The 26,281-nt window shown below is 41.5% G+C and carries 25 protein-coding genes and 1 pseudogene; 19 read left to right on the top strand and 7 right to left on the bottom strand.

Going from position 1 to position 26,281, the window contains the following annotated elements; translation table 11 throughout:
- Positions 1 to 45: 45 nt before the first annotated feature.
- A complete protein-coding gene (locus tag A5886_RS06960) occupies positions 46 to 825 on the bottom strand; it encodes an ABC transporter ATP-binding protein (protein WP_086274285.1) in 780 nt (259 codons plus the stop codon).
- A 161-nt stretch (positions 826 to 986) separates the two neighbouring features.
- Here A5886_RS06960 and A5886_RS06965 point away from each other — a divergent pair, with 161 nt between their 5' ends.
- The 12 genes from A5886_RS06965 to A5886_RS07020 all read left to right on the top strand — a co-directional run bounded on the left by A5886_RS06965 (position 987) and on the right by A5886_RS07020 (position 11,206).
- Positions 987 to 1,316 carry a CsbD family protein gene (locus A5886_RS06965; protein ID WP_086274286.1) on the top strand — a complete coding sequence of 110 codons (330 nt, stop codon included), beginning with the start codon at positions 987 to 989 and terminating at the stop codon, positions 1,314 to 1,316.
- A gap of 214 nt (positions 1,317 to 1,530) precedes the next feature.
- Positions 1,531 to 2,172 (top strand): FusB/FusC family EF-G-binding protein, encoded by a 642-nt coding sequence (locus tag A5886_RS06970; RefSeq protein ID WP_086274287.1) that lies wholly within the window; start codon positions 1,531 to 1,533, stop codon positions 2,170 to 2,172.
- 204 nt (positions 2,173 to 2,376) lie between these two features.
- Positions 2,377 to 2,847, top strand: a complete 471-nt coding sequence (gene nrdR / locus A5886_RS06975) for a transcriptional regulator NrdR (protein ID WP_054116231.1) — start codon at positions 2,377 to 2,379, stop codon at positions 2,845 to 2,847.
- A gap of 17 nt (positions 2,848 to 2,864) precedes the next feature.
- Positions 2,865 to 4,235 carry a replication initiation and membrane attachment family protein gene (locus tag A5886_RS06980; protein ID WP_086274288.1) on the top strand — a complete coding sequence of 457 codons (1,371 nt, stop codon included), beginning with the start codon at positions 2,865 to 2,867 and terminating at the stop codon, positions 4,233 to 4,235.
- Positions 4,235 to 5,161 (top strand): primosomal protein DnaI, encoded by a 927-nt coding sequence (dnaI, locus tag A5886_RS06985; RefSeq protein ID WP_086274289.1) that lies wholly within the window; start codon positions 4,235 to 4,237, stop codon positions 5,159 to 5,161. Before A5886_RS06980 ends, dnaI begins: the two co-directional genes overlap by 1 nt.
- Before the next feature lie 32 nt (positions 5,162 to 5,193).
- A complete protein-coding gene (locus tag A5886_RS06990; RefSeq protein WP_086274290.1) occupies positions 5,194 to 5,649 on the top strand; it encodes a hypothetical protein in 456 nt (151 codons plus the stop codon).
- Positions 5,650 to 5,757: 108 nt separating this feature from the next.
- Entirely contained in the window at positions 5,758 to 6,453 is a 696-nt protein-coding gene (locus A5886_RS06995; RefSeq protein ID WP_086274291.1) for a tRNA (adenine(22)-N(1))-methyltransferase, read from the top strand.
- Positions 6,450 to 7,568, top strand: a complete 1,119-nt coding sequence (locus tag A5886_RS07000) for a Nif3-like dinuclear metal center hexameric protein (protein WP_086274292.1) — start codon at positions 6,450 to 6,452, stop codon at positions 7,566 to 7,568. Before A5886_RS06995 ends, A5886_RS07000 begins: the two co-directional genes overlap by 4 nt.
- A gap of 28 nt (positions 7,569 to 7,596) precedes the next feature.
- On the top strand, positions 7,597 to 8,829 hold the full coding sequence (pepT, locus tag A5886_RS07005) for a peptidase T (RefSeq protein ID WP_086274293.1): 1,233 nt from the start codon (positions 7,597 to 7,599) through the stop codon (positions 8,827 to 8,829).
- Between the two features lie 100 nt (positions 8,830 to 8,929).
- Positions 8,930 to 9,838 (top strand): diacylglycerol/lipid kinase family protein, encoded by a 909-nt coding sequence (locus tag A5886_RS07010; protein ID WP_086274294.1) that lies wholly within the window; start codon positions 8,930 to 8,932, stop codon positions 9,836 to 9,838.
- A 33-nt stretch (positions 9,839 to 9,871) separates the two neighbouring features.
- A complete protein-coding gene (locus A5886_RS07015; protein WP_086274295.1) occupies positions 9,872 to 10,144 on the top strand; it encodes a DUF1294 domain-containing protein in 273 nt (90 codons plus the stop codon).
- Positions 10,145 to 10,171: 27 nt separating this feature from the next.
- On the top strand, positions 10,172 to 11,206 hold the full coding sequence (locus A5886_RS07020) for a lysylphosphatidylglycerol synthase transmembrane domain-containing protein (RefSeq protein ID WP_086274296.1): 1,035 nt from the start codon (positions 10,172 to 10,174) through the stop codon (positions 11,204 to 11,206).
- A 77-nt stretch (positions 11,207 to 11,283) separates the two neighbouring features.
- Here the strand turns inward: A5886_RS07020 and A5886_RS07025 are convergent, their stop codons facing one another.
- Positions 11,284 to 12,810 (bottom strand): ABC-F family ATP-binding cassette domain-containing protein, encoded by a 1,527-nt coding sequence (locus tag A5886_RS07025; protein ID WP_086274297.1) that lies wholly within the window; start codon positions 12,808 to 12,810, stop codon positions 11,284 to 11,286.
- Between the two features lie 263 nt (positions 12,811 to 13,073).
- Here A5886_RS07025 and clpB point away from each other — a divergent pair, with 263 nt between their 5' ends.
- From clpB to lepB, 4 genes are all read left to right on the top strand, one after another.
- Positions 13,074 to 15,677 carry an ATP-dependent chaperone ClpB gene (clpB, locus tag A5886_RS07030; RefSeq protein ID WP_086274298.1) on the top strand — a complete coding sequence of 868 codons (2,604 nt, stop codon included), beginning with the start codon at positions 13,074 to 13,076 and terminating at the stop codon, positions 15,675 to 15,677.
- Between the two features lie 116 nt (positions 15,678 to 15,793).
- Complete coding sequence (locus A5886_RS07035; RefSeq protein ID WP_086276010.1) at positions 15,794 to 17,332, top strand: ABC transporter permease/substrate-binding protein; 1,539 nt, start codon at positions 15,794 to 15,796, stop codon at positions 17,330 to 17,332.
- A complete protein-coding gene (locus tag A5886_RS07040; protein ID WP_086274299.1) occupies positions 17,332 to 18,297 on the top strand; it encodes an ABC transporter ATP-binding protein in 966 nt (321 codons plus the stop codon). Before A5886_RS07035 ends, A5886_RS07040 begins: the two co-directional genes overlap by 1 nt.
- 155 nt (positions 18,298 to 18,452) lie before the next feature.
- Positions 18,453 to 19,022: a signal peptidase I gene (gene lepB / locus A5886_RS07045; protein WP_086274300.1), complete on the top strand. Its 570-nt coding sequence runs from the start codon at positions 18,453 to 18,455 to the stop codon at positions 19,020 to 19,022.
- Between the two features lie 60 nt (positions 19,023 to 19,082).
- Here lepB and A5886_RS07050 read toward each other — a convergent pair whose 3' ends face one another.
- The 4 genes from A5886_RS07050 to A5886_RS07065 all read right to left on the bottom strand — a co-directional run bounded on the left by A5886_RS07050 (position 19,083) and on the right by A5886_RS07065 (position 21,953).
- Complete coding sequence (locus A5886_RS07050; protein WP_086274301.1) at positions 19,083 to 19,268, bottom strand: hypothetical protein; 186 nt, start codon at positions 19,266 to 19,268, stop codon at positions 19,083 to 19,085.
- A gap of 265 nt (positions 19,269 to 19,533) precedes the next feature.
- On the bottom strand, positions 19,534 to 20,205 hold the full coding sequence (locus A5886_RS07055; RefSeq protein ID WP_086274302.1) for a DUF2238 domain-containing protein: 672 nt from the start codon (positions 20,203 to 20,205) through the stop codon (positions 19,534 to 19,536).
- Entirely contained in the window at positions 20,206 to 20,691 is a 486-nt protein-coding gene (locus A5886_RS07060) for a nucleoside 2-deoxyribosyltransferase (RefSeq protein WP_086274303.1), read from the bottom strand.
- Positions 20,692 to 20,738: 47 nt separating this feature from the next.
- Complete coding sequence (locus A5886_RS07065) at positions 20,739 to 21,953, bottom strand: GNAT family N-acetyltransferase (protein ID WP_086274304.1); 1,215 nt, start codon at positions 21,951 to 21,953, stop codon at positions 20,739 to 20,741.
- A 146-nt stretch (positions 21,954 to 22,099) separates the two neighbouring features.
- On the opposite strand from A5886_RS07065, the gene lepA reads away from it, so the two are divergent.
- On the top strand, positions 22,100 to 23,935 hold the full coding sequence (gene lepA / locus A5886_RS07070; protein WP_086274305.1) for a translation elongation factor 4: 1,836 nt from the start codon (positions 22,100 to 22,102) through the stop codon (positions 23,933 to 23,935).
- Between the two features lie 224 nt (positions 23,936 to 24,159).
- On the opposite strand, the pseudogene A5886_RS07075 reads toward lepA, so the two are convergent.
- Positions 24,160 to 25,304 (bottom strand): annotated as a pseudogene (locus A5886_RS07075) (IS3 family transposase).
- Positions 25,305 to 25,598: 294 nt separating this feature from the next.
- Here A5886_RS07075 and A5886_RS07080 point away from each other — a divergent pair.
- Positions 25,599 to 25,946, top strand: a complete 348-nt coding sequence (locus tag A5886_RS07080; RefSeq protein ID WP_086274306.1) for a hypothetical protein — start codon at positions 25,599 to 25,601, stop codon at positions 25,944 to 25,946.
- Positions 25,947 to 25,985: 39 nt separating this feature from the next.
- A complete protein-coding gene (locus tag A5886_RS07085; RefSeq protein ID WP_086274307.1) occupies positions 25,986 to 26,222 on the top strand; it encodes a hypothetical protein in 237 nt (78 codons plus the stop codon).
- Positions 26,223 to 26,281: the final 59 nt, after the last annotated feature.

Here is a 26,281-nt window from a genome sequence, read left to right on the forward strand (position 1 = left end):
AGGGATTGGGTTTAAGAGAAAACCAATCCCTTCGGATGCTTTTACTTATTTTGGTAAGACGATTTGCCGCGCTTCGGTGAAGGGATAGATAGTGATCGGTTTTTCATAAAATGCCGCCAAATTGTCTTCAGTAAAGACCTGTTTCCTTGGGCCAGACGCATAGACCTTTCCTTTTTTCAGCAGCAGCAAATGATCAAAAAACGGCAGCAATTCTTCCGTATGATGGGTCACATAAATAAAGGTTGGCGGATGCTCAGCATATTGCAATGCCGAGATTCTATGCAAAAATTCTTCCCGAGCGAAAAGATCTAAGCCGGTACAAGGTTCATCAAGAATCATGATTTCCGGGTCAGCCATGAGTGCTCTGGCAATCATCACCAATTGCTTTTCTCCTTGAGACAGCTGCCTGAAGGGTGCGCCGATCAAATGACTGATGCCAAGGGAAGACAAATGGTGCTTTGCCTGTTCAAGTAATGCACGATCATAATGCTGATAGAGACCTATACTAGCAAATTTTCCTGACAAAACGATGTCTTCGATAGGGTCACTAGCATAAAATTTACCTTGGATAGCAGCGCTGACCCAGCCGATGCGCCTTTGCAAGTCTGGTACAGATGTTTTGCCTAATATTTCTCCTAAGACGTTGCGGGTACCGGCAGATGGCCATAGTGCACCAGTGATCATTTGAAGCAGCAAGCTTTTACCGGCGCCATTAAGTCCCAAAATTCCCCAATGCTGTCCTTCATCGACTTGCCATGAGATATCATCTAATAGTGGTTGTTCGTTGCGGATAAATGTAAGATGTTTAAAGTCGATTTTCGGCATCATTTTCTCCTTTGTTTGAAACTGAATATTCTGACGATTGTCGTCTGGTGTGTAGTATACCATATTTATCTTCATAGGATAAAGGATGTATCCGCATTCGTATCTTTTGTTTTATCTTCAGTTCCTTGCTATGATAGATATATACAGTAGGAGGGATATTCATGGGAACGTTTAAAGATGAAAAAGACGTGATCGTTGGTTCCGCCAAAGAAAAAATCGGTGGATGGACCAAGAACGAAGAATTGGAACAATCGGGTAAAGAACAAGCAATGGAAGGACGAATCGGTCAAGAGCACCGAGAACAACGGGTGGATGAATTGGATCGACAAAATGATGAACGAGATGCCCGTAACGACCGTACGACACCAGAAACGATCGGCCAAGAAGAATTGTTAAGTGAAGAACATCCAGATCTAAACAAGATGACTTCAACTGAACGGCGTGATGCAGATCAATTAAAACATTTCACAGGTATTGAAGACAAATTATAAACAAACCCCGCAGCTTCTTTGCAGAGGCTGCGGGTTTCTTATTGATCTCTTCTCAGTCGTCATTTGACAAATGAGATCAGAACGCATACAATACCTAGTGCAAATTAGTCATTCATGTTCAATGAGGTGGTGGTCATCAAATGCAGATTTTCGCATTGTGTCTAGGAAGAAGTGCTGACTGTATATAGTATTCTCAAAAGAAAGAGGCAAGTAGATGATTCAACCTTATCAATTCAATCTGATCAAAGAACAAATGTTTCAATTGGTCCGCACATACCAATCTGTCAATGATCCGCAAACCATCAAAACCATTGAAGATATGACGAAAGACGTAGTGACGCGCCAATTCGATCCACAAGAAGAGCAAGCCCTATTGATCGTCAAAGAAATGTTCCAGAGAGGACTAAGTATCAAAAAAGCGGAAGCGCATTTAGCTGATTTGAAAACCTATGTCGAAGCTTTTCAAACACCATCAGTCAAACAAACGGAAAAGCTATTCCGCAAAGTCAAAAAATTGAAAGTCCCTGATTTTAACCAGTTTGACTTGAAAGGAACGACGTATTTGGCTTGGGACGATATCGGCAGTCAAAGTAAATTTTTGATTGCGGCGGGTGATGAAGGCTATACTGCTGTTCACGGGCATATGTCAACAGAGGTCAAAAAAGGAATCTGTCCCATCTGTCAGCATGAAAGCAATGTGTCGATGTTTCTATCCTTGACGAAATCAAGCGGGGATGGCACCTATACCAAACGCGGCAACTATATTTGCCGAGACAGTCAACGATGCAATGCCCAACTAACAGATAGGCACCATGTGAACGAATTTATTTCACTGGTCAAAATGAAAGAAAAATAACGGAAACAACGGTAGGAAACTTTCTGCCGTTTTTTCATTTTGCTTTAAAAAAACAAGCTTTCTATTATTTAAATTTTCTATTAAAAGGACTAAATGAGCGTTTTTACCTATTGTACCAATACATTTCATGTTATAATTATCTATATAATTTAATCACTTTAGAGAAAAACGTAAACGCACAAGAGAAAAAAATGGGGTGAAACCATGCAATGTCCAAAATGTCACCATAACAATTCACGGGTCGTTGACAGCCGTCAAGCAGATGACGGTCGTGTGATTCGTCGACGTAGAGAATGTGAAAACTGCGGCTACCGCTTTACAACTTTTGAACGGATCGAAGAAGCACCATTGCTTGTGATCAAAAAAAATGGTGCCCGAGAAGAGTTTAATCGAGAAAAAATCTTGCGGGGCTTGATCCGCTCAGCTGAAAAACGTCCAGTAACAATGGATCAAATGGAAACGATCGTTGATCATGTCGAGTCACGGGTCCGCTCATTAGGTGAGAATGAAGTATCAACCACTATGATTGGCGAGTTTGTGATGGAAGAATTGGTCGATCTAGATGAAATTGCTTATATTCGCTTTGCCAGTGTCTATCGTCAGTTCAAGGATATGTCTGTATTCTTAAAAGAGCTGCAAGATATCGTTGAAAAAGCCAAAGAACCACAAGAGTAAAATAAGGGGGAAAACATGTGGGCAATCAACTGCCAAATCAAAGCTATCAAGTCTTTAAAAGCCGTCCGTTAAGCACGGAAGGTAAAGACGCCCTTATTTATTTATATCAGCCAATCATTGACAGTGATGGCTTGGCGCTTTACCTTTCATTGGTAGCTGATCATCAAGCTGGAAATGCATCCATGCCCACTGATTTTGTCATACTGGATCTCTTGAATGCCATGAATGTTGGGATGCAACGGTTTATCCAAGCCAGACAAAAATTGGAAGGTATCGGCTTGTTGCGGACTTTTGAGAAGAATGATCCTCAGCAAGAAACGAGTTATTTGTTTCAATTGCAAGAACCGGTTCATCCGCTGGCATTTTTTCAAGATGAGCTATACAGCTACTTGTTGCTGAATCGTGTGGGAGAGCGGAAATTCAATCAATTGGTGTCCCTCTTTCAACCACAAAAGATCACCATTGAGTCATATCAGGAAACGACCAGTTCCTTCACCGCAGCCTATGGGTTGGATACGCAACGCTTTGCTGCTAGTGAATCAACACTGCAAGCCGTACGTCAAAGCTTCCAAGAGGAAAACCAACCATTGAGACTAGAAGAAAATGCCATCGATTGGGATTTCTTGCTCTATGAAGCGCAGAGACGCTACATTCGATCAGAGAATTTCACCGCGGCTTTTAAACAAAAGCTGTTGATGTATCATGCATTATACGGATATGATGTCTTGGAACTATTGGATCTTATGGCTGACAATGTCTCCTTGACGACCGGTGAAGTCGATCAAAAACGACTTGAACAAGCAGTCATCAGAAAATCGCGGCAGTCATTCAACAAAACTGCCAGCCGTGAAGATCCGCAAGCAGAATCGCAGTTGCGGCGGTTTAACACCTTAAAACAAAATGGTTTTTCCGAAAATGATATTCTGTTGATCCAAGAAAGTGAACATACCGCACCGATTCCATTCCTCAAAGCAATCAAGGTTGAAAAGAATAGTTTCATGACAGATTCAGAACAGTGGTTGATCAAAGGCTTGGTCGAACGGTCGCCTTTGCCCAATAGTGTCATTAACGTATTGGTCCATTATGCACTGGTCGTTCAAAACAATGCCGCATTGAACGCCAGTTATATCAACAATATCGCAGCTCAATGGTCAGAATTGAAAATTGGGACTGCTGAAGATGCCATCAAACATGTGCGTAATTTGGTCAAAACAGCCAAAGAAAAGCGTAGCCGACCACAAACCAATGGCAATCGGATCATCCGTCAAGAGAAATTGCCAGCGTGGGCAGAAGCGCCAGTTGAAGAGGCGACATTGACGCCGGAACGTCAAGCGGAATTAGACCGCAAATTACAAAATTATCTGCATAAGAAAGCTGGTGATAACTAATGGAAGATGTTGGAAAAAATCTCAATCATATGCTAGATAAACGGAATTATCGCAGTCAATTTTCGGCGATGATGTCAGAAGTGTTAGAAGACCCAGATGTCAAAGCGTTTATCCAAGAGAACCAGGATGCCTTGACGGAAGCCGATATTCAAAAGAGCTATGCCAAGCTATATGAGTTTGTCCAAGAAAAACGCAAGTTTCGGATCAATGATCCTGGGATGATCGCTCCAGGATATGAACCAAGATTGGCATTGAATTTCCATTTTATCGATGTGACTTATGTACCGACCAAAGAATTATTGGCCCATCAGAAACAAGAAGAGATCCGTGGCCGGATCAAAGCGATGGATATGCCGAAGGATATTCAAGAAGCCAGTTTTGCAGATTATCAGCAAACTCCTGGCAGAATGGAAGCTATAGCTGCCGCAGTCGATTTCATCAATGCGCTGACGACACAACCGCAAGATTTCCATAAAGGCCTTTACTTAGTGGGCAGCTTTGGTATTGGCAAAACCTTCTTACTAGGTGCGATCGCTAGAGATTTGGCGGAAGCTGGCTACACCACGACGTTGGTTCACTTCCCTACATTTGCTGTGGAAATGAAGCAAGCAATCGGCAAAGACAAAGTGGGAGAAAAGCTAAATGCAGTCAAAAAAGCGCCTATTTTAATGATGGATGATATTGGTGCCGATGCGATGAGTAGTTGGATCCGAGATGAAGTATTCGGTGTCATCTTACAGTACCGGATGCAGGAACAATTACCAACATTCTTTTCGTCTAATTTCACCATGCATGAATTAGAAGGCCATCTGTCTGTGACCCAAAGAGGAGAATCAGAACCATTGAAAGCCAAGCGAATCATGGAGCGCATTCGTTATTTGACACAAGAGATACAAATGACTGGTCAAAATCGCCGGAATCAATAAATTATAAATACATGAAGGAGAGGAAGCCGTCGATGAAAAAAATGACAACAGCAGGAGTTGCCTTCGCAGCGGCCTTGATTTTAGCGGCATGCGGTCAAGGATCTGGCACTGCAGCGAGTACAGAACTGTCCGCATCAGAAAGTACCACTCAATCAACCACAGCCAGCAGTGCTGACCAAGAGGAGGCGTCTGAAACGATTTTTAAAGGAACGATCCAAGAGGATGCTGCAACTGGTAGCGATGACACGATCCAAGTGTTCTTGAAAGATGTGGAAGCAGTCGCAGATGACGATGATATGGTCAAAAACTTTCAAAACGACGGTGTGATTTTACATGTACCGATTGCAGCATTTGATGGGGAAGTCACTGAATTGGCCAAAGGAACAACTGTTGAAGTCACCTTGCAAGGGTTGCCGATCATGACGATGTCGATCCCGCCACAAATTCCCGGAAACTCCATCAAACAAGTAACGATCGTCAGCGAATAAATAAATGAAAATGAACAAGTGCGTCTTGGCATTTGCGCCACCGTCAAGACGCACATTTTGTTGTTTTTTAATCAAAAATGCTATACTACAATCAAAAGGAGTGGCACTATGAATGAACATGCGTTATCGGACCGTTTGTCTTGTGTTGGCGCATATGTACCAAATCAAGCGCGCTTAGCCGACATCGGCTCTGATCATGCCTATTTGCCTGTGGCATTGATGCTGCAAAAACAAATCGCTTATGCGGTTGCGGGAGAAGTCGTAGAGGGACCTTATCAGTCCGCTCGCAGACAAGTCCGAAAAAATCGTCTCGAAGAGCACATCACTGTTCGCTTGGCGAATGGATTAGCCGCAATCACACCTGAAGATCGTATCGATACCGTCGTGATTGCCGGTATGGGTGGTCCGCTGATTCGTTCGATCCTCGAAGAAGGGCAAACAAATCAGCATTTAGCGGGTGTCAACAGATTGATCTTGCAGCCAAATGTTGGCGAAATGCCATTACGGATCTGGCTTCAAGACAATGGCTATCAAATCATTGAGGAAACCATTCTTTCTGAAAATGACAAACAATATGAGATCATTGTAGCAGAAGCTGGTCAAAGTCATTATTCAGCGAAGCAATTGTTTTTTGGTCCGCTTTTGATGCAAGAAAAGAATGCCGTGTTTCAAAAAAAATGGCAACATGAACTGCAGCAAAAATACCGTGTCATCGAGTCGCTGCAAAAAGCCAAAGATGCCCAAGATCAAAAAATCGCGGCGCTAAAAGAACAGATTGATTGGATCAAGGAGGTGCTGGCATGATGGATGGTCAAACCTTTATCAAACGATTTGAAACCTACTGTCCCCAATGGCTGGCGGAACCCGGTGATCCTGTTGGTCTGCATGTTGGCACCTTGAACAAACCGATCGAACGCGTGATGATGGCCTTAGATGTACGTCCTGAAATCGTGGCAGAAGCAATCGACAAAGACATTGATTTGATCGTGGTCAAGCATCCGCCGATTTTTCGGCCCTTAGTTAGACTATCCTCGGATGATCCACAAGCGAAGATGATGATGGACTTGGTCAAGCATGATATCGCAGTATACGCAGCCCATACCAATATGGATATTATCGATGATGGTTTAAACGATTGGTTCTGTGAAGCACTAGGTATCAAAACAGAGACGTTTTTGCATCAAACTCATCAGGTCAAGATGAAAAAATTGGCAGTATTTGTCCCTATTGAACAAGCCAGTCATATCCGCACTGTCCTTGCTCAAGCGGGGGCGGGTCAGCAAGGTGCATACAAAAACACGAGTTACTCACTGATCGGTACTGGTCGATTTACACCAGAAACTAGTGCCCATCCTGCCATTGGGACAACCGGTAAAGAAGCCCAAGTCCAAGAAGCCAAGATTGAAGTCATTTTTCCTGAAACAATTACAGAAACAGTGGTAAGTGCCATGATCGCAGCCCATCCATATGAAGAACCGGCTTATGATCTATATACATTGGATAATCTATCAAAGACCTATGGCATTGGTCGCGTAGGTGAATTACCAGCACCAATCACTGTTGATACTTTGATCGATCGTATCAAGCAGGCATTTGGTTTGGATCAGTTGCGGGTCATCACGCCGCCTCAGGCAAAAAATGACCTCCAGCGGATCGCGATTTGCGGCGGCAGCGGACAATCCTTTTATACAGATGCCTTGAAAGCTAAAGCTGATGTCTATATCACCGGAGATGTGACCTATCACATTGCCCACGATATGCAGGCCAATGACTTGATTGGCATCGATCCTGGGCATCACATCGAAGCGCTCTGTATTTCTCGCTTCATTGAACTGTTCAATCAGTGGAAAATAGAAGAAGGCTGGAACATCACCTTTGTGCCAGCGACAACATCAACAAACCCATTTCAATACAAATAAACATCAATCATAGATAGGAGCACGTCATATGTACGAAAATTTATTGCCTCGTTTTTTACGTTATGTAAAAACTGAAACCCGTTCGGATGCAACTAGCACCACAACACCTTCAACGCAAACGCAGGTTGCATTTGCACAAGTGTTAAAAAAAGAATTGGAAGAATTAGGTTTGGCTGATGTCCATTACAATGAAACCAATGGCTTTGTGATCGGCACGTTACCAAGCAATGTGGATCATGATGTACGTTCAATCGGTTTTATTGCCCATATGGATACGGCTGATTTTAATGCAGTCAATGTCGATCCGCAGATTATCGAAAAATATGATGGCGAATCAACGATCAATTTAGACAAAGAAGGCAAATATACTTTGAATACCAAGGATTTCCCGCATCTAAAGAATTACAAAGGGGAAACTTTGATCACAACAGATGGCACAACTTTGTTAGGATCAGATGACAAATCAGGGATTGCTGAGATCATGACAGCAATGGAGATCTTGATCAAAAATCCTGAAATCAAACATGGCAAAATCAAAGTCGCTTTTGGCCCGGATGAAGAAATCGGTGTAGGTGCGGACAAATTTGACGTAGCGGATTTTGCTGTTGATTTTGCTTATACAATGGATGGCGGTCCTGTAGGAGAATTGCAATATGAAACATTTAACGCCGCCCAAGCAGAAATCAAGATCCAAGGAAAAAATGTTCATCCAGGTACTGCGAAAGACACCATGATCAATGCTTTGCAGATCGCGATTGATTTCCAAAATGAACTGCCTGCAGCGGAAGTACCCGAAAAAACAGATGGTACAGAAGGATTTTTCCACTTGATGCATCTAAGCGGCTCTGTTGAAGAAGCTGAAATGGCCTATATCATTCGGGACCATGACCGCGGGCGTTTCGAAGCACGGAAAGAAGAATTGTTGGCGATCCAAAGTAAACTGAATGCACAATTTGATCAACCACGTATTGATATTCATTTATACGATCAGTATTACAATATGAAGGAAATCATCGAAAAAGATATGAGTATCATTGAATTGGCAAAAACAGCCATGGAACAATTGGACATTCAACCAGTGATCGAACCTGTTCGCGGTGGGACTGACGGCTCTAAGATTTCTTACATGGGGATTCCAACGCCAAATATCTTCGCTGGCGGCGAAAACATGCATGGTCGTTACGAGTTTGTTTCTTTGCAATCTATGATCAAAGCAACTGATGTGATCGTCAAAATTGCACAATTAAACGCTGAAGCATAGAGATAGATACATTTTGTATAGTTAGTAAATCAAAATTTTGTGGCTGGGCATTCTTGACGCATGATGCGCAGGGCCTAGCCATTTTTAGGAAGTGAACAGGATGAATAGCATCGTTTTATATAATGATACGGCTGGTAAAAGTGAAGCCAAAGAGTCGGCTGAACAATTTCAGGCCTATGTCAAAGAACAACAACCAGAAGCCAATGTCGTTCTTCAACCTTCTAACCCTGACACCGATCCTGAAGAAGTACGTCAAACTGCCAAAGATCATGATGTTGATACGGTTGTGATCATTGGCGGTGATGGTACGATTCACGATGGTATCCAGACGTTCAAGGATCAATTGCAAGATTTGAAAATCGGTATTATCCCGGGTGGCACAGTCAATAATTTTGCCAAAATGCTGGGGATCCCCGTTAAACCTGAAGAGGCCTTCGAGACGATTTTGAATGGAACAGATCGCGGCATTGATTACGGGATGGTCAATGATCAAGTCATGATCTCCACGATGACGATCGGCTTATTGGCGGACACCGCAGCGGCGACCTCGCAAGAAGAGAAACAGCAATACGGCCCATTGGCGTTTATGAAACGTTTCTTTTATTTGTTATTCAAAAAGAAACAATATAAATTAGAAATGGTCTCTGATCAACGAAAATGGCAAGGGAAGGCCCAACTGGTCACGATCATTATGTCGAATTCAGCAGGAGGCTTTACCAATTTCGATGAATCAGCACGACCAGATGATGGTGAATTTCACGTGATTTTGTTGCCCAAATTAAATATTCTAGCATTTATTGTCTTCTTGCCTCGGATCATTCGCGGCCGAATCTCAAAAGTACCGAGTGTCGAATACTTTACCGCTTCAGAGATCTCGATTCGTGCCAAAGAAAAGAAAGTCCAAACGAGAACAGACGGTGACCCAACGGATGATCTGCCAGTTGACATGAAGGTTATCAAACATGGATTGACCATGCGGGTACCGGCAGACAAAATAGAAAGCAAGTAATAATGGTACCAAGAATGATGTGGAGGGGAACGAATGGATGCTTGGCTTTATAATCCTTTATGGTTTTATTTACTGGCAGCAAACCTTTATCTTTTCTGTTTAATGGGGTATGATAAATATCAAGCGGTAAAGAAACGATGGCGCGTACCAGAATTGAATCTGCTGTTTATGGGTTTGATTGGCGGTGGCTTAGGCGGCTTGCTGGCACAACGGGTATTTCACCATAAAACCAGAAAAAAGAAGTTTACGATCGTCTTTATTTTGGGTACAGTGGTTGCAGCGCTATTGATCTTTTTCTTTGCCTAAAAGGCGTCAAAAAACCAAGGAGTTAAGATGAAAGCAAAACTTAAATTTGGATTCAACTTGTTGTTGCTGGTCACCATATTGGGGGTCATGTATTTCTTTGTTCGCAGTTCAATGATGGATATTTTAGCCGAAATCAAAAATACCAGTGCAGTGGTTGTTTTTATGGTCATGGCATTGGGGACATTGTATCTATGGATCGAAGGACGGACGGTCAAAGAAATCGCAGGCAATTTTCAGCCTGATTTTTCGACAAAAGATGGCTTTTTCACGGTATGTTACAGCGGGTTTTATCGGATCATTACATTCGGCGCAGGAACGCTGATTTCAGAAGTCAATTTTTATCGCAAAAGCGGCTTGCAACTGTCACAAGGTGTCGGTGTCACGACATTGCATATGGTGATGTACAAATTTGCGATTCTCACGTATGCGATCGCAGGATTGATCATTCAATTTTCCCTTTTTTATGATCACGCACCGAACTTGATTTGGGTGATTTTAGCAGGAATCGTGATGGTGTTTTTGATTATCGCTGTCCTTTTGGCATTATCTGTCAGTATCAACGTTCAAGTGTTATTTGTGACGATCAGCCATAAGCTATTCAAGCGACCAACATTTAGAGGAATCATCGATAGGTGCAACACACAAATTTATTCATTGCGGGAAACAGTGAATTCGATTATTCAAGATCGAACTGCCTTCTTGCGGATCTATCTCTGGAATTTATTGAAAATGTTGCCATGGTATGTGATACCATATGTCATTCTTGTCAACAATCATCCGGACATTGACTTTTTATTGACCTTCTCATTCATCAGTTTTGCTGTGGTATTGTCTGGTGTGATTCCAACACCAGCTGGGATCGGTTCTTTTGAATTTGTCTATATGTTCTTATTTGGTCCATTGGTTGGCACAGTCGATGCGGCTTCTTCAATGCTTTTATACCGCTTTGCTACGTTTATTTGGCCTTTTATCATCGGCTTTGGCTATGTCATGGTCCAAAAACGCAAAGATATTCAAGCAGAATTGACAGAACTAAAGAATGAAAAAGTAAAAGTTGAATAGAACAAAGCCATTCTCAGTTGATCCGAGAATGGCTTTGTTTGTATGCACTGTTCATAATGATGAATCTTGGGTGCTGATCACTCTTTCAAATCAACGATTCGATCAACAAAGGTTTCATAAAACTCAGCTTCATGGGAAACAACCAGTACAGTACCAGGATAGGCTGCCAGCGTTTCTTGAAGGTTGTTTTTGGTATCTTGGTCAATGTGGTTAGTTGGCTCATCTAGAATCAAAAAATTACTCTTGATCAACATCATCTCAGCCAATTTGACTTTGGTTTGTTCGCCACCACTTAACAGTTTCAGGGCTTCTTGGGCCAATTGACTGGGTAATCCGGCACGAGATAATTGGCGCCGCAATTCTTTATTGGTTGCTTTGGGAAATAAGTCTTCCAAATATTGCAATGGCGTTTGTAAAGGGTATGCCCATTCGAGGTCTTGAGTAAAGTAATTGAACTTGGTATGTTGCGGATAAGACACATTGCCTTCAATGGCCGGGATCAATCCTAAAATCGTTTTGATCAAGGTTGATTTACCAATACCATTAAAGCCGCGGATCGCAATTTTTTCTCCATAGCGAATCGTCAGATTGATTGGTGTCAACAAAGGTTTTTGGTCATAGCCAATCACCAAATTCGTGGTTTCAAGTGCCAAGGTGGTGACGATGGGCGCCATATCAAAACCTAAGTGCGGTTTCGGTACATCTTGCGGCGGTGTCAAGCGCTCAACTTTGGCTAATTGTTTTTCCCGACTTTTTGCCATCGTGGACCGAGAGCCAGCTTTATATTTGCGGATATAAGTTTCCGTTTTTTTGATATGTTCTTGTTGGGCTTCATATTGTTTCATGTAGCTCTCGTTTTGTAGCGTTTTGAGTTTCAAGGCCTTATCAAGGTGCCCGGTGTATTTGGACAACTTACCAAATTCGATATCGATGATATGGGTCGTGATTTGGTTAAGAAAATGGCGGTCATGAGAAACAACCAAATAGGTGCCGTTGAAGTTTTGTAAGAAATCAATCAGCCATTTGATATGCTCATCATCTAAATGGTTGGTTGGTTCATCCAGAATCAGCATGTCTGGTTTTTCCAAAAGCATTTTTGCCAGAATCAATTTTGACCGTTGGCCACCGCTTAAAGAAGCCAGGGGCGTATCCATGCCTAAAATTGAAATGCCCAGGCCTTCAGCTAAATCATCGATCAACGTATCCATTTGATAGAAATCACCTTGATCGAGTTGATTCTGCAATTCACCAGCTTTTTCCAAAATCTTATCCTCATAGGACTCACTATAGGTCACATACAAATCAGCAATCTGCTGTTCTTTCTCGAAATCAGCTGCAAATGCGGAACGTAAAAAATCTCTGATCGTTTGCGTTTCATCAACATTGACATATTGATCAAGATAGCCCATTTTGAGATTTTTGGGAAAGTTGACAAAGCCATCGTCCGGCAAAATTTCGCCAGTGATGATTTTGATCAAGGTACTTTTTCCGGCACCATTTCGACCAATCAAGCCAACTTTTTCGCCGCGATTGATTTGAACAGATACATCTTCATAAAGCAATTTATCGCCAAATTGCTGGGTAATATTCGTTAAATTTAACATCGTTTCCTCCATATAAAAAAGCCGTAAACATCATTTGTTAACAGCTTGCACATAGCGCAGGGTAGTCAATACTGCCTCATCGCTTTTTTTCCGTTGATTACAACATTCAATCAGCTCTCAGCATACCATTTTCTGACACTTTCTGTCAATTTTCATGAAAAAAATAGTTTTAAAAAAAGGTAAACGTCAAGAAGAATTCTTTGACCAACTCTGACCAAGGTAGTATACTGATAAAGTAATCAAAGAATAGGGGAGGAATTTTAATGAACCCAGAAAAAATGACAACAACCTTGCAAAGTGCCATTGCTGAAGCACAACAAGTAGCGATGACACGGCATCATCAAGAAATCGATATTGCCCATTTATGGAAGATTTTTTTGCAAGCCAATCAGTTTGGCCGCAATTTTTATGCAGATGCAGGAGTAGACGTGAATGCCCTGGAGGCAGAGGTGGATCGGCTGTTAGACGGTCTGTCAGCTGTTGAAGGCAGCAATGTCCGTTACGGACAGTCTATGAGCCAAAATCTATTTTCGCTGCTTTCAGAAGCAGATCAGTTAAAAGATCAATTTCAAGACGACTATTTGTCAACTGAAATTGTTTTGTTGGCATTGATGAAGTTAAAACATCATCCTTTGACGGTCTACCTGAAAAAGCAAGGCATCACAGAAAAGGCGTTGAAACAAACCATTGAAGAATTAAGAGGAGGAGATCATGTGACCTCGCAAAATCAAGAAGAACAATATAAAGCGTTGGAGAAATATGGTGTCGATTTGGTCCAGCAAGTCCGCAGTGGCAAGATGGATCCTATTATCGGCCGAGATGAAGAAATCCGTGATGTTATTCGGATTCTTTCAAGAAAAACCAAAAATAACCCTGTATTGATTGGTGAACCGGGCGTTGGTAAGACGGCGATCGTTGAAGGATTGGCGCAACGGATCGTTCGCAAAGACGTCCCAGAAAACCTAAAAGACAAAACGATTTTTTCCTTAGACATGGGCGCTTTGATCGCTGGCGCAAAATTCCGCGGCGAATTTGAAGAACGATTGAAAGCAGTCTTGCAAGAAGTCAAAAAAGCCGACGGACGGATCATTCTCTTCATTGATGAAATCCATAACATCGTCGGTGCCGGCAAAACAGAAGGCAGTATGGATGCAGGGAATCTATTGAAACCAATGTTGGCTCGTGGTGAATTACATACCATAGGTGCCACTACTTTGGATGAATACCGCCAATACATGGAAAAAGACAAAGCCTTGGAACGTCGATTCCAAAAAGTCTTGGTTAAAGAACCAACTGTGGAAGATTCAATCTCTATCCTACGGGGATTGAAAGAACGCTTTGAGATCCACCATGGCGTCAATATCCATGACAATGCGTTAGTCGCTGCCGCAACCTTGTCTGATCGTTATATCACGGATCGTTTTTTGCCAGATAAGGCCATTGATTTGGTAGATGAAGCCAGTGCAACGATTCGTGTTGAAATGAATTCAATGCCGACTGAATTAGACCAAGTCACACGCCGTTTGATGCAATTAGAAATCGAAGAAGCGGCATTGAAAAAAGAATCCGATGATGCCTCTAAGAAACGGTTGACGCTTTTGCAAGCAGAATTAGCTGAATTGCGCGAAGAAGTCAATACCATGAAAATGCAATGGGAGACGGAGAAAGAAGAAGTCAACGCCGTATCCAATAAACGGGCAGAAATCGATAAAGCCAAACATGAGTTAGAAGATGCCGAAAATAATTATGATTTAGAACGCGCTGCTGTCTTGCGTCACGGCACGATTCCGCAACTTGAAAAAGAGTTGGCCGCCCTAGAAGCCAAAAACCAAGCAGAAGGCATTCGTATGGTCCAAGAATCTGTAACTGAAAATGAAATTGCTATGGTCGTTGGCCGCCTGACGGGAATCCCAGTCACCAAACTCGTTGAAGGTGAAAGAGAAAAATTGCTGAAACTGAACGATACATTGCATCAACGGGTCATTGGTCAAGATGAAGCAGTCGATGCCGTCAGCGATGCGGTATTGCGGTCTCGAGCAGGACTGCAAGATCCAAATCGGCCATTAGGTTCATTCTTGTTTCTAGGCCCAACAGGTGTCGGGAAAACAGAATTGGCTAAAGCACTAGCAGTCAATCTCTTTGATTCAGAAGAACATATGGTCAGGATCGATATGAGCGAGTATATGGAAAAGCATGCCGTCTCACGATTGGTCGGGGCCCCTCCAGGTTACGTAGGGTATGAAGAGGGCGGTCAATTAACAGAAGCGGTGCGTCGAAACCCGTATACCATCGTGTTGTTAGACGAAATTGAAAAAGCCCATCCAGATGTTTTCAACATCTTGCTGCAAGTGTTGGATGACGGACGTTTGACAGATTCGAAAGGTCGCGTTGTCGATTTCAAAAATACCGTCATGATCATGACTAGCAATATTGGTTCGCAACTCTTGTTAGATGGTGTCACCAGTGAAGGCACAATTCCTGAAGAGATTGCTGAAGGGGTGCGTGGATTGCTTCGGGGTCACTTCAAACCTGAATTCTTGAATCGAATCGATGATACGATCCTGTTTACGCCATTAAGCTTAGCGAATGTCACCGGGATCGTTGACAAGATCATTGCCCAATTGTCCCATCGCTTAGAAGCACAGGATATTCGCTTGACCATCACTGAAGAAGCCAAAGCATGGATCGCTGAAAATTCTTATGAACCCGCTTATGGGGCTCGGCCTCTGCGTCGCTTCATTACCAAAGAAGTAGAAACACCACTGGCTAAAGAAATCGTTTCTGGCAGAGTATTGCCAAAAACGGAAGTGACCATCGAATTATTGAATGAACAGCTGGTTTTTGAAAATAAACCGCTGGATGAATAATTGACACATGATTGTAGAGTTGTCTTTTAAAGGCAACTCTTTTTTTAAGTCTTGGTTTTGGCAGTAATTCTGCCCTTCGTTTATACTGGAACTATGGTATAAGAGAGGATGAAATGATGAATACTTTTTTGGATACTTTAAATGAACGAAAAGGAGAATTGGTGACAGCGGTCTTTGAACACTTGACCTTGTCGATCATGGCATTATTGATTGCTATCGTGATCGCTGTGCCGTTGGCGATCTGGCTCGTTAATCATAAACGGGCGGCGGAAGTTGGCTTGCAGATCACGAGCGTCTTGCAAACGATCCCGTCATTGGCTCTGTTGGGATTACTGATTCCATTTGTCGGTATTGGCACACCACCAGCGCTGATCGCATTGGTGATTTATGCCTTGCTGCCGATTTTCCAGAATACCTATATTGGTTTATCAGAAATCGATTCCTCCATCGAAGAAGCAGCTGTCGCGTTCGGAATGTCCCGCATGCGCCGATTGATCAAAGTAGAATTACCCATTGCCTTGCCGGTGATCATATCGGGTATTCGGACTGCATTGGTCTTGATTATCGGAACGGCTACTTTAGCAGCGTTGATCGGTGCTGGCGGATTGGGTTCGTTTATCCTGCTGGGGATTGATCGAAATGCCCCTGCCTTGACGCTGATTGGCGCGATTGGTTCTGCGTTATTGGCGATTATTTTCAGCACGCTGATTCGTTATTTACAACATTTGAAACCTCGCTATACAATCATTACTTTGGCAGCGTTGATTTTTGTGATCGGTGGCATATCTTTTTCACAAAGTGGTATATTCGCACCGAATACGATTCGAATCGCGGGGAAATTGGGTTCTGAACCGGATATTTTGATCAATATGTACAAAGAAATGATTGAACAAGAAGATCCAGACGTCCAAGTGGAATTAGAACCAAATTTTGGGAAAACCAGTTTTCTATTCAGCGCGTTAGACAATGACCAAGTCGATATTTATCCGGAATTTACAGGAACTGTCTTGGAAAGTTTGGTCGATGTGCCAGAAGATGTGGATAGTCAAAGTCTGGATTCAGACCAAACCTATCAAGAAGCTGTGACATTGTTGAATGACCAGTTCGACATGACCTTGCTAAAACCAATGGCCTATCAAAATACCTATGCCTTAGCTGTCAAAAAAGAATTCGCAGAAGAGAATGATTTAACAACGATCTCCGATTTAAAAAAAATCGAAAGTCAAGTGAAAGCAGGATTTACGCTAGAATTTATTGACCGTACCGACGGCTATGCAGGTATAAAAGACAGATACGGTTTAGACTTTCCAAGTGTGCAAAGTATGGAACCAGCGTTGCGCTATCAAGCAATCAATAATGGTGATATCAATATTTTGGATGCTTATTCAACAGATAGTGAGCTGCAACAGTATGGTTTGGTGATCTTAGAAGATGACCAAGAATTGTTCCCGCCATATCAAGGCGCACCCCTGATGAAAACTGCTTTTGCGGATGAGCATCCGGAAGTAGTGACCGCTCTGGAAAAATTAGCAGGACAAATCACCGAAGAGCAAATGAGTGAAATGAACTATCAAGTGAATGTCGAAGGCAAACAACCAGCAGAAGTAGCCAAAGCATTCTTACTTGATCAAGGTTTACTGAAGGAGGGCGAATAATGACCCCAATCATTGAATTTAAACATGTCAGCAAGGCATTTGATGATAAAATCGTGATCGACAATCTTGACTTAACGATTCAAAAAGGTGAGATTTTTGTACTTGTTGGTCCATCAGGAAGCGGCAAAACGACTACTTTGAAAATGATCAACGCCTTATCAGAGCCAACGGATGGAGACATCTACTTTAAAGAAAAACGCATCAAAGATTACAATATCCAAAAAATGCGTTGGCAAATGGGCTATGTTTTGCAGCAAATTGCTTTGTTTCCAACGATGGATGTCAAACAAAACATTGAAGTCATCCCAGAAATGCTCGGTTGGTCCAAAAAAGATCGTAATGAAGCTGTTGATCGTCTTTTGAATCAAGTGCAGCTAGATCCTGAACAATACCGGCACCGTTTGCCAAAAGCACTCTCAGGTGGGGAGCAACAAAGAATTGGCATCTTGCGTGCTTTGGCTGCGAATCCGGAAGTCATTTTGATGGATGAACCGTTTAGCGCACTCGATCCTATTTCAAGGAATGCCTTACAAGAATTGGTATTGGACCTGCATAAAGAACTGGGTACAACGATTATCTTTGTGACACACAACATGAAAGAAGCCATTAAATTAGGCACGCGGATTGCTGTGATGAACAAAGGCAAAATCGTTCAATGTGATACACCAGAAGTGATCATTGCCCAGCCCAAAACCGAATTTGTGAAAACATTCTTCGAAGAAACTGGAGAAGATGAAGCCAAATTAGTGAAAGTTGCTGATTTGGTCGCCATGGGCTATTGTAGCAAGGACATTGATCAAACACTGGAACAAGTCGATGCTCAAACGGTCTTAAACGATACTTTTGGTCGTTTTGCCAAAGTGCCTGCATTAACGATCATCGAGAATGGACAAGCAATTGGCACACTCCATCATCAAGATGTCTTTGCCTTCTTGAGTCGTGATACGAAAATCGCCACAGAATAAGGAAAGAAGCCATGAGAAAAACATCAAATTGTTTAAATTTGATGTTTTTCCTTGCTCTCGAGTAGAAAGTTACGTAAGATAAAAGAATAGAATCATTGGCTGATCATATGTGGGTACACTATCTGCCAGTGTAGAAAGAGGAGCATATAGTCTATATGGGAAGAATTTTAAAGGAAAATTGGTTTATTATTTTCTTTATCATCGCAGTTGTTCTTTTACGCTTGTTTGTGATAACACCAGTCAAAGTGAGTGGTCATTCGATGGATCCAACGTTAGCAGATAAGCAACGACTGATCGCAACCAAATTGACCTCCTATGATCGTCAAGATATTGTGATCTGTGTCGAACCCGATGATACCAGCAAAATCGCAGTCAAGCGCCTGATTGGTTTACCAGGAGATACCGTTGAAATGAAAGATGATGTGCTGACCATCAACGGAGAAGTCTATGAAGAATCTTACTTAGATGATTTCAAAGAAAAATTCGCAGATGATCAATTACAAGAAGAGTATAGCTATCGGGAAATGTTCCAAGAAATTGCAGCGAGTGCAACGCAGTTTACAGAAGACTTTTCCATCACTGTACCTGAAGACAGTTATTTTGTCATGGGAGATAACCGTTTAATTTCTCGCGACAGTCGCAGTTTTGGCGTTGTCACAGATGCCCAAATGGAAGGAAAAGTCCTATTGCGTTACTGGCCTTTGACTCAACTGAAACTATTCTAAAAAAAAAGCATTCTTGCACCAGGATCGAGTCAAACCTCGAAACATGCAAGAATGCTTTTTTTATACGATCCAAGCCACCAGCGCCACCACTGAAAACAACATCGTCCAAACCGCAATAATAGCTGAAGCAATAAAAATAATTTTAATTGGCATCGGTTGAACAAACTTGTTGGCATCTTGAGAAAAGGCAAAGGTGATAGAAGAGAATATCAAGCAGCAGAGTATAAAAAATACAGTCAAAACCATAAGCTTCTCCTTACTATCGAACTTTATTGTCCTACTGATTTATAGTATAACAGAGTGTTTCTTTTTCTGGAAATAAAAAACTTTTAAAAAACTTAGATTTGATGAATGTATCCGTTTTATTCGAAAAAAAGCTATCCTTCAATTGTCTATAGCATATGAAATCACGGCATTTGTTTAAAAAACAGTAAAAAAAGATGCCTAATCCAGATGATAAAAAAACGGATGCCTCCCCATCAAGCCATGGAGAAACATCCGTTTTATCTATTTATTTATTGTTTATTTTTTGAATCCGGTAACTGTCGAAATACTCTGGTTTGCCTCGACCTTGAAAATAAGCGATGACACCCATCAGTGCTGCACCAATGGTGTTGGTCAATAAGTCACCCATCGTATCCATCAATGCCTCGCGGCCGATAAAATCTGTTCCATCCAGCGTTGCATAGCGTTGCAGATTCATCCCACCAATCGAGTCGCACATGAATTCCCAAAATTCCCAAAAGATGCCGCACAGACCGGCAAAAGCAAAACCCATCAGCAAGAATAGCCAAGGTGATACTTTTGAGACCGGTGTTTCTTTCAATAGTATACAAATCAATCCATAGCCGACTGCCGTTAAGACCATCGGGCTGACGGCATGTAAAATTTTATCCCAGAAAGAGACAATCTCGATCAGATGAAGAATCGTCCCCATAAAAACAGAAATCAGCAAGAAAAACCAATAGAAGTAGACCGTCGCGTTTGGCAGTTGGACCTTTAGTAATTTCTTGCTGTATTCCGGCACAAAAATCAATAGAATCCCTAATATGGCCTGAGCGATAAACATCAATCCTTGACTTTGCGGATACACATTCTGGAAAAATTCCCAAATAGAGAAGCCCAAGACCAAGAAGCCAAAAATCGTAAATACCTGCTGAATACGTTGATAATTATTGCCCATCTAGTTGTCCTCCCGCAGGAAGGCGGCCAAACCTTCAAGTAAGGCGGCTTCTGAAGCATAAATATCGCCGTTCAATTTGATCAAGCCAACCGTATATAGATTGACATAATGGAACTGGTTTTCGGCAACTGTTTGCAAGGCCGCCAATTTCTGCTGATTGTCAGCACCTTGTTGGCGGCTATCTGTATACAGGCCAATAACAGGAATTCCTTTGGCGTAGGCGACACCGATTTCTGAAGCTACCCCAGCATCGATGGTCAAACCATCTAAGCAGGCAATCATTAAATCACTGGTCAATACTTTCTCCGTATCCGCCAATGCAATCATTTTGCTATCGGCATAGGCACTTTTATCGTTGATCGCTGCATTCTCCTGCGGGAGATAAATCGTGACTTCTGGATAGCGCTGACGAATCTTTTCTACCAATGCGGCATTGTACTGTAAATCACTTGCTGCAAACAAAGGGGCTGCAAAATAAATATTCAAAAGAAACACTCCTAACATTCATTGTAATTGTGGATGAACAAAGTAAATCAAAAATAATCGCTAAAATAAGCTTCCATATCAGGGATAATCGACTCCAATAAGGTCAATGTGTCTTTATCAGTCTGCAAACGCTCCACACGTTCTAGGTAAGCAGGTCTTCGATAATTCATCAATAGGCAAGTCAATGTTTGGATATCCAATTGAACCGCTTTACCGATCGCCTCTTTCGTGATTACGATCTCACCATCTTGATAGCTGACACCAAAGATTCCGTTGTTCCATTCTGCAACTGGGTCGGAGACGACAAAATGGAAGGCGCCGTTAAAAGCTTTAAATGGGAAGTTTTTCAAAAATTCGGTCACGTCAACGATGCGCGCCATATAATAAGGCTCGATGGTTTCTTTGATTTGGCTATCGTCTAAATAAAAGGATAAGGGTTGATTGGTATAAATCTCGCCTTTGACCCAGTATACCATCGAAAAGTGGGCAGTGATAAAGTTCCATAACCCATTCCGTGCTTCTTGATTTAGATAGAACATTTCTCTGACGTGGAAGACTTCTTCAGCTACCCAATAAAAGAGTACACCAGTGGGATGGCCTGTTTCATTGTAATATATCGCTGCTGTTCGTTGGTCTTCATTTTCATAGCGCCAGTATTCTTCCCAATGGAAATCCGTACGTTGCAATGCGCCATGATTGTCACGAGAAAACTGATTGTAGACCGTGTAGACATCAGGATCGTCCACATCTTTTCGTTCGACGATACCCGGAACTTCTTTGGTTTTGGGCAACTGGGTATCACGAATCTTGAATGAAAGTTTGTCGGACATGATCTCCCAGCCTTTGCGGCGATAGTAGGGAACATTATAAGGATATAGATAGGAGATCCATTGTTTGTCAGCCCGCATGGTTTCCAATGCCAACTTGATCAGGTCTTTCATTAAACCGTGACCGGCATACTCAGGGTAAGTCCCGACGCCTGTCACACCACCCATTTTCATCAAGGTGCCGTGGATATTGACCGCGCAAGGGTAAACGGCGATCTGTGAAATCAGTTGGTCTTCATTGAACCAGCCGAACACTTTAGACAGTTCTAATATCGGTCGTTTTGATTTGATCATTTCCCGCTTGCTTTCATAGCCGCTTTCTTCAATATCTGATTCAGTGATCTGAAAAACATAGCTAAGTAATTCGTTGAACTGGTCGACATCTTGCTCTTCAACCGGTCGTATATGAAACTTCTCATGAAAAGTATTATCCATTGTTTCAACTCCAATTATTTTTACTAGCTTTAGTATAGCAAAACCTGAACAAATATGTTTGAATAACGGTCAAGAAAAATACTTTCACTATTAGCATTTCGTTGGTATAATAGAAAAGCTGACTAAAAGAAATGAGGAACGTATCCATGAACATAGAAGAAATGAAAAAACGACAGGAGAAAATACGTAATTTCTCCATTATCGCCCATATCGACCATGGGAAATCGACTTTGGCTGACCGTATCTTAGAACAAACCCATACCGTAAGCTCACGGGAAATGCAACATCAATTGTTGGACTCAATGGATCTTGAAAGAGAACGCGGCATCACCATCAAGTTGAATGCGGTTGAATTGAACTACACAGCCAAAGATGGCGAAACTTATATTTTCCATTTGATCGATACCCCGGGGCACGTCGATTTCACTTATGAAGTATCCCGCAGTTTAGCAGCTTGTGAAGGGGCAGTGCTCGTTGTAGACGCTGCGCAAGGAATCGAAGCGCAAACGTTGGCCAATGTATATTTGGCACTAGACAATGATTTAGAAATTTTACCTGTCATCAACAAAATAGATTTGCCCGCAGCTGACCCAGAGCGCGTGCGCACGGAAATTGAAGATGTGATCGGTATTGATGCCAGTGAAGCAGTCTTGGCCAGTGCCAAGGCAGGAATCGGTATCGAAGACATTTTGGAACAAATCGTTGAATCTGTCCCAGCACCTGTAGGGGATATCGAAGCGCCTTTGAAAGCTTTGATCTTCGACTCAATCTATGACTCTTACCGTGGAGTTGTCTTGAACGTCCGCATCATGGAAGGGATGGTCAAACCTGGCGATAAGATTCAAATGATGAGCAATGGCAAAACCTTTGATGTCACAGAAGTAGGTGTTTTTTCACCTAAAGCGATCCAAAGAGATGCTTTGATGGTAGGGGATGTCGGCTATATCACAGCCGCGATAAAAACAGTCAAAGACACCCAAGTAGGGGATACTGTTACGTTAGCTGATCATCCAGCGGATGAAGCGTTAGAAGGCTACCGCCAAATGAATCCAATGGTTTATTGCGGCTTATATCCAATCGACACGTCACGTTACAATGACTTGCGTGAAGCTTTGGAAAAACTGCAATTGAACGATGCGGCATTACAATTTGAACCAGAAACCTCTCAAGCCTTAGGGTTTGGTTTCCGTTGTGGATTCTTAGGTCTGTTGCATATGGATGTTGTCCAAGAACGTTTGGAACGTGAGTTCAATCTTGAACTGATCACAACAGCACCATCAGTTATCTATCACGTCAATAAAACCGATGGCTCTGTGATCACAGTCGATAATCCCGCTGATTTCCCTGAAGCAGGTACGATCGATCATGTGGAAGAACCATTCGTAAAAGCGCAAATCATGGTGCCAAATGATTATGTCGGTGCAGTGATGGAATTGTCACAACGCAAACGTGGTGATTTTGTAACGATGGATTATCTGGACGATTACCGCGTGAATGTCGTCTATAATATTCCGCTATCAGAAATCGTCTTTGATTTCTTTGATAAATTGAAATCCAGCACCAAAGGTTACGCGTCATTGGATTATGAAATGTCAGGCTATCGCGTCAGCAAATTGGTCAAAATGGATATTATGCTGAATGCGGAAAAAGTCGATGCATTAAGCTTCATCGTCCATCGCGACTTCGCCTATGAACGTGGGAAAGCCATTGTTGAAAAACTGAAAAAATTGATTCCGCGCCAACAATTTGAAGTGCCGATCCAAGCAGCAATCGGTCAAAAAATCGTTGCCCGCTCCGACATCAAAGCGTTGCGTAAAAACGTATTGGCGAAATGCTACGGCGGAGATGTTTCTCGAAAACGCAAGTTACTAGAGAAACAAAAAGAAGGGAAGAAGCGGATGAAACAGATTGGCTCTGTTGAGGTACCGCAGGAGGCGTTTATGGCTGTTCTTAAGATGGATGAGGATGAACCTAAGAAGTAGTGCGTTTTGAAGTGAAAACATTGATTTAATAGTCTTTTACATTGTGACTATAATCATGATTTCCTGTTTAAAACTATTTTTGGGTGTCACAACTGCTTTCACGAAATAAAAAAATTGACAAATGTGTAATATTTTCTTGAACAACTTTATCAGGCATAATATGTTAAAAGCATATCCAATAGGAACTGACTAAAGCTGTGAGACAGTAATAAAAAAGCATTTTCCTAGACTGCCGATTTCCGATAATCTCTCGGTGATTGGTAGTCTAGTTTTTGTTGGATTCGAGTTTCATTATAATAAGTAATGTATTCTTTTACAATTTCTATTACAATAGGTGTAGGCTCGTTTGTGAGCCCATCTAAGTAGAACGTTTCAGAACTTTAGTGAGGCATGAAACGATTCGATGCAGGCATTATCTGAGGGTGTCCCTTAAAGGGACACCCTCAGATAATGCCCTTTGTTTTTATTTGGTTCTGATAATCATAAGAAGTATAAACAGAACCTTGATCACTATGCAATAGACAATCCGTTGTTTTGGGTAGTTGGTTAAGTGTATCTAGACCAAAAGCTCTATCTTGCTTATCACCGATGGTATAAGCGATAATTTCACCATTGTACAAATCCATGATCGAAGATAAATATAATTGCTTTTGTCCAAAAGGCAGATAAGTAATATCTGTGACCAATTTCTTTAAAGGAGCTTCTGAAGAAAATTGTCTATTCAGCTTGTTTTCGACAACCGCATAAGGTTGCCCAACTTTATGACGTTTCTTCACTTTCACACGACAATTCCAATGATATTTTTGCATAATATTTTGAATGGTATTTTTATTAACTTTGTATTCCTGGTTAATCAACGCTGTGATCTTACGATAGCCATATCTAAACTTATGCTGGAGAAAGGGACGACGTATAGTCTCTTCAATGGCCGTTAAACTTCCTAAGTTTTTTCGATGAGTCCAACGATAATAGCTAGATCGAGAAATGCCGAAAAGATGACACAATGCAGTAATGGTTAATTTTCCTTTCATTCCTTTGACTAATTCTACAAATATTTCTGGTTCCACATCCTTTCCAATTCCTTGTACTTTTTTAACACGTCAATCTGTGTCTTTAAAAATTTGTTTTCATTTTTAAGCTGTTGTTCATTTGATTGGTCTTCTGGACTTTTTCCGTAGGAATACTGTTTTCCAACTGGTTGAAGCAGTCGATGATTCTCCCCTTTACGGTACCAACGCCACCACGTTTCGATTTGAGTTTTATTTTTAATACCTAATTCTTCCATAATTTTTCTTACAGGAATATTTTCTTGTTTCATCTGTATAGCCAGTTCTTTGATGTGAATCGGATAAGCCACTCGATTTCCCATTTTAAAAAGCACCTCCTGGTTAAATTCATTTTACTTGAATTCAACAAGAGGTGCTTTTTTATTTTGTCTCAGTTTATTGGGTCAGTTCCGTCTTTTTGTTATAAAAAATATATTTGGTGGCCCTACTCAGTTTGAGTAACAACACCAAATATTATAGAGCCAAGTGTAAGTCTCTTTGTTTTGCCGTTTTTATATAAGAACTACTCATTCATTTCTTAGTAAATTCATTTTGTTAAGAAATGTTGTATAATTTTCTTAGTGATTTAAATTTGCTAAGAAAATGAAGGTGGAAACATGACGTTCTTTGATGTACAAAAGGAACAGTTGAAAAAAGCTGAAAACTTAATTAAGTCGGACATTATTTTCACTAATGAAGATTTTCTGAAGCAAGATATTTCAAAAGATTTTAAGAACAAATTGATAAAGGATGGGGTTTTTGAAGAAGTCTATTCTGGAATTTATATCAGGGCGGATAGTTATGTAGATGATTTTCTGGTACGTCAAATGATTTTACCTAAAGGGATCTTTTCAAATGAAACAGCACTCTATATACACGACCTGACAGATAAATTCCCTTATACTGTTTGGATGAATTTTCCAGTGGGCTATAAATTACCGAAGAATGTTCCGGATTATTTGTAGAATACAGTTGTAAGGCAGGTCTCGGAGCGCTATCTCAATTTGGAAATTATTGATGTTCCTGTATCAGCAAGCAAGCATGCTATACGCGTTTATTCAAAAGAAAAAACACTTTGTGATATTGTAAAGAAAAAGAATGTGGTGGAACAAGAAGTCATTAATAAGGCGTTCAAACGATACTTATCATCCAAAGAACGGGATGTTGGAAAATTGATACAAGTAGCAAAGGAAATGAGAGCCGAAAAGCAAGTGAGAACGATTGTTGAGGTGTTGATATGAGTAGTAAAACAACTAGTTTAATGGATAAACTGAAAATTATTCGCAAGCAGACTGGCGTT

Origin of the sequence: Candidatus Enterococcus testudinis, assembly GCF_002140915.1 — a bacterium.
In the GTDB taxonomy this organism is placed as follows: Bacteria; Bacillota; Bacilli; order Lactobacillales; family Enterococcaceae; genus Enterococcus_D; species Enterococcus_D testudinis.

Excerpts from the sequence above, each read along its gene's own strand:
- A5886_RS06960 (WP_086274285.1), bottom strand. The coding sequence starts at position 825 with ATGCCGAAAATCGACTTTAAACATCTTACATTTATCCGCAACGAACAA.
- A5886_RS06965 (WP_086274286.1), top strand. The coding sequence starts at position 987 with ATGGGAACGTTTAAAGATGAAAAAGACGTGATCGTTGGTTCCGCCAAA.
- A5886_RS06970 (WP_086274287.1), top strand. The coding sequence starts at position 1,531 with ATGATTCAACCTTATCAATTCAATCTGATCAAAGAACAAATGTTTCAA.
- nrdR (WP_054116231.1), top strand. The coding sequence starts at position 2,377 with ATGCAATGTCCAAAATGTCACCATAACAATTCACGGGTCGTTGACAGC.
- dnaI (WP_086274289.1), top strand. The coding sequence starts at position 4,235 with ATGGAAGATGTTGGAAAAAATCTCAATCATATGCTAGATAAACGGAAT.
- A5886_RS06990 (WP_086274290.1), top strand. The coding sequence starts at position 5,194 with ATGAAAAAAATGACAACAGCAGGAGTTGCCTTCGCAGCGGCCTTGATT.
- A5886_RS06995 (WP_086274291.1), top strand. The coding sequence starts at position 5,758 with ATGAATGAACATGCGTTATCGGACCGTTTGTCTTGTGTTGGCGCATAT.
- A5886_RS07000 (WP_086274292.1), top strand. The coding sequence starts at position 6,450 with ATGATGGATGGTCAAACCTTTATCAAACGATTTGAAACCTACTGTCCC.
- pepT (WP_086274293.1), top strand. The coding sequence starts at position 7,597 with ATGTACGAAAATTTATTGCCTCGTTTTTTACGTTATGTAAAAACTGAA.
- A5886_RS07010 (WP_086274294.1), top strand. The coding sequence starts at position 8,930 with ATGAATAGCATCGTTTTATATAATGATACGGCTGGTAAAAGTGAAGCC.
- A5886_RS07015 (WP_086274295.1), top strand. The coding sequence starts at position 9,872 with ATGGATGCTTGGCTTTATAATCCTTTATGGTTTTATTTACTGGCAGCA.
- A5886_RS07020 (WP_086274296.1), top strand. The coding sequence starts at position 10,172 with ATGAAAGCAAAACTTAAATTTGGATTCAACTTGTTGTTGCTGGTCACC.
- A5886_RS07025 (WP_086274297.1), bottom strand. The coding sequence starts at position 12,810 with ATGTTAAATTTAACGAATATTACCCAGCAATTTGGCGATAAATTGCTT.
- clpB (WP_086274298.1), top strand. The coding sequence starts at position 13,074 with ATGAACCCAGAAAAAATGACAACAACCTTGCAAAGTGCCATTGCTGAA.
- A5886_RS07035 (WP_086276010.1), top strand. The coding sequence starts at position 15,794 with ATGAATACTTTTTTGGATACTTTAAATGAACGAAAAGGAGAATTGGTG.
- A5886_RS07040 (WP_086274299.1), top strand. The coding sequence starts at position 17,332 with ATGACCCCAATCATTGAATTTAAACATGTCAGCAAGGCATTTGATGAT.
- lepB (WP_086274300.1), top strand. The coding sequence starts at position 18,453 with ATGGGAAGAATTTTAAAGGAAAATTGGTTTATTATTTTCTTTATCATC.
- A5886_RS07050 (WP_086274301.1), bottom strand. The coding sequence starts at position 19,268 with ATGGTTTTGACTGTATTTTTTATACTCTGCTGCTTGATATTCTCTTCT.
- A5886_RS07055 (WP_086274302.1), bottom strand. The coding sequence starts at position 20,205 with ATGGGCAATAATTATCAACGTATTCAGCAGGTATTTACGATTTTTGGC.
- A5886_RS07065 (WP_086274304.1), bottom strand. The coding sequence starts at position 21,953 with ATGGATAATACTTTTCATGAGAAGTTTCATATACGACCGGTTGAAGAG.
- lepA (WP_086274305.1), top strand. The coding sequence starts at position 22,100 with ATGAACATAGAAGAAATGAAAAAACGACAGGAGAAAATACGTAATTTC.
- A5886_RS07080 (WP_086274306.1), top strand. The coding sequence starts at position 25,599 with ATGACGTTCTTTGATGTACAAAAGGAACAGTTGAAAAAAGCTGAAAAC.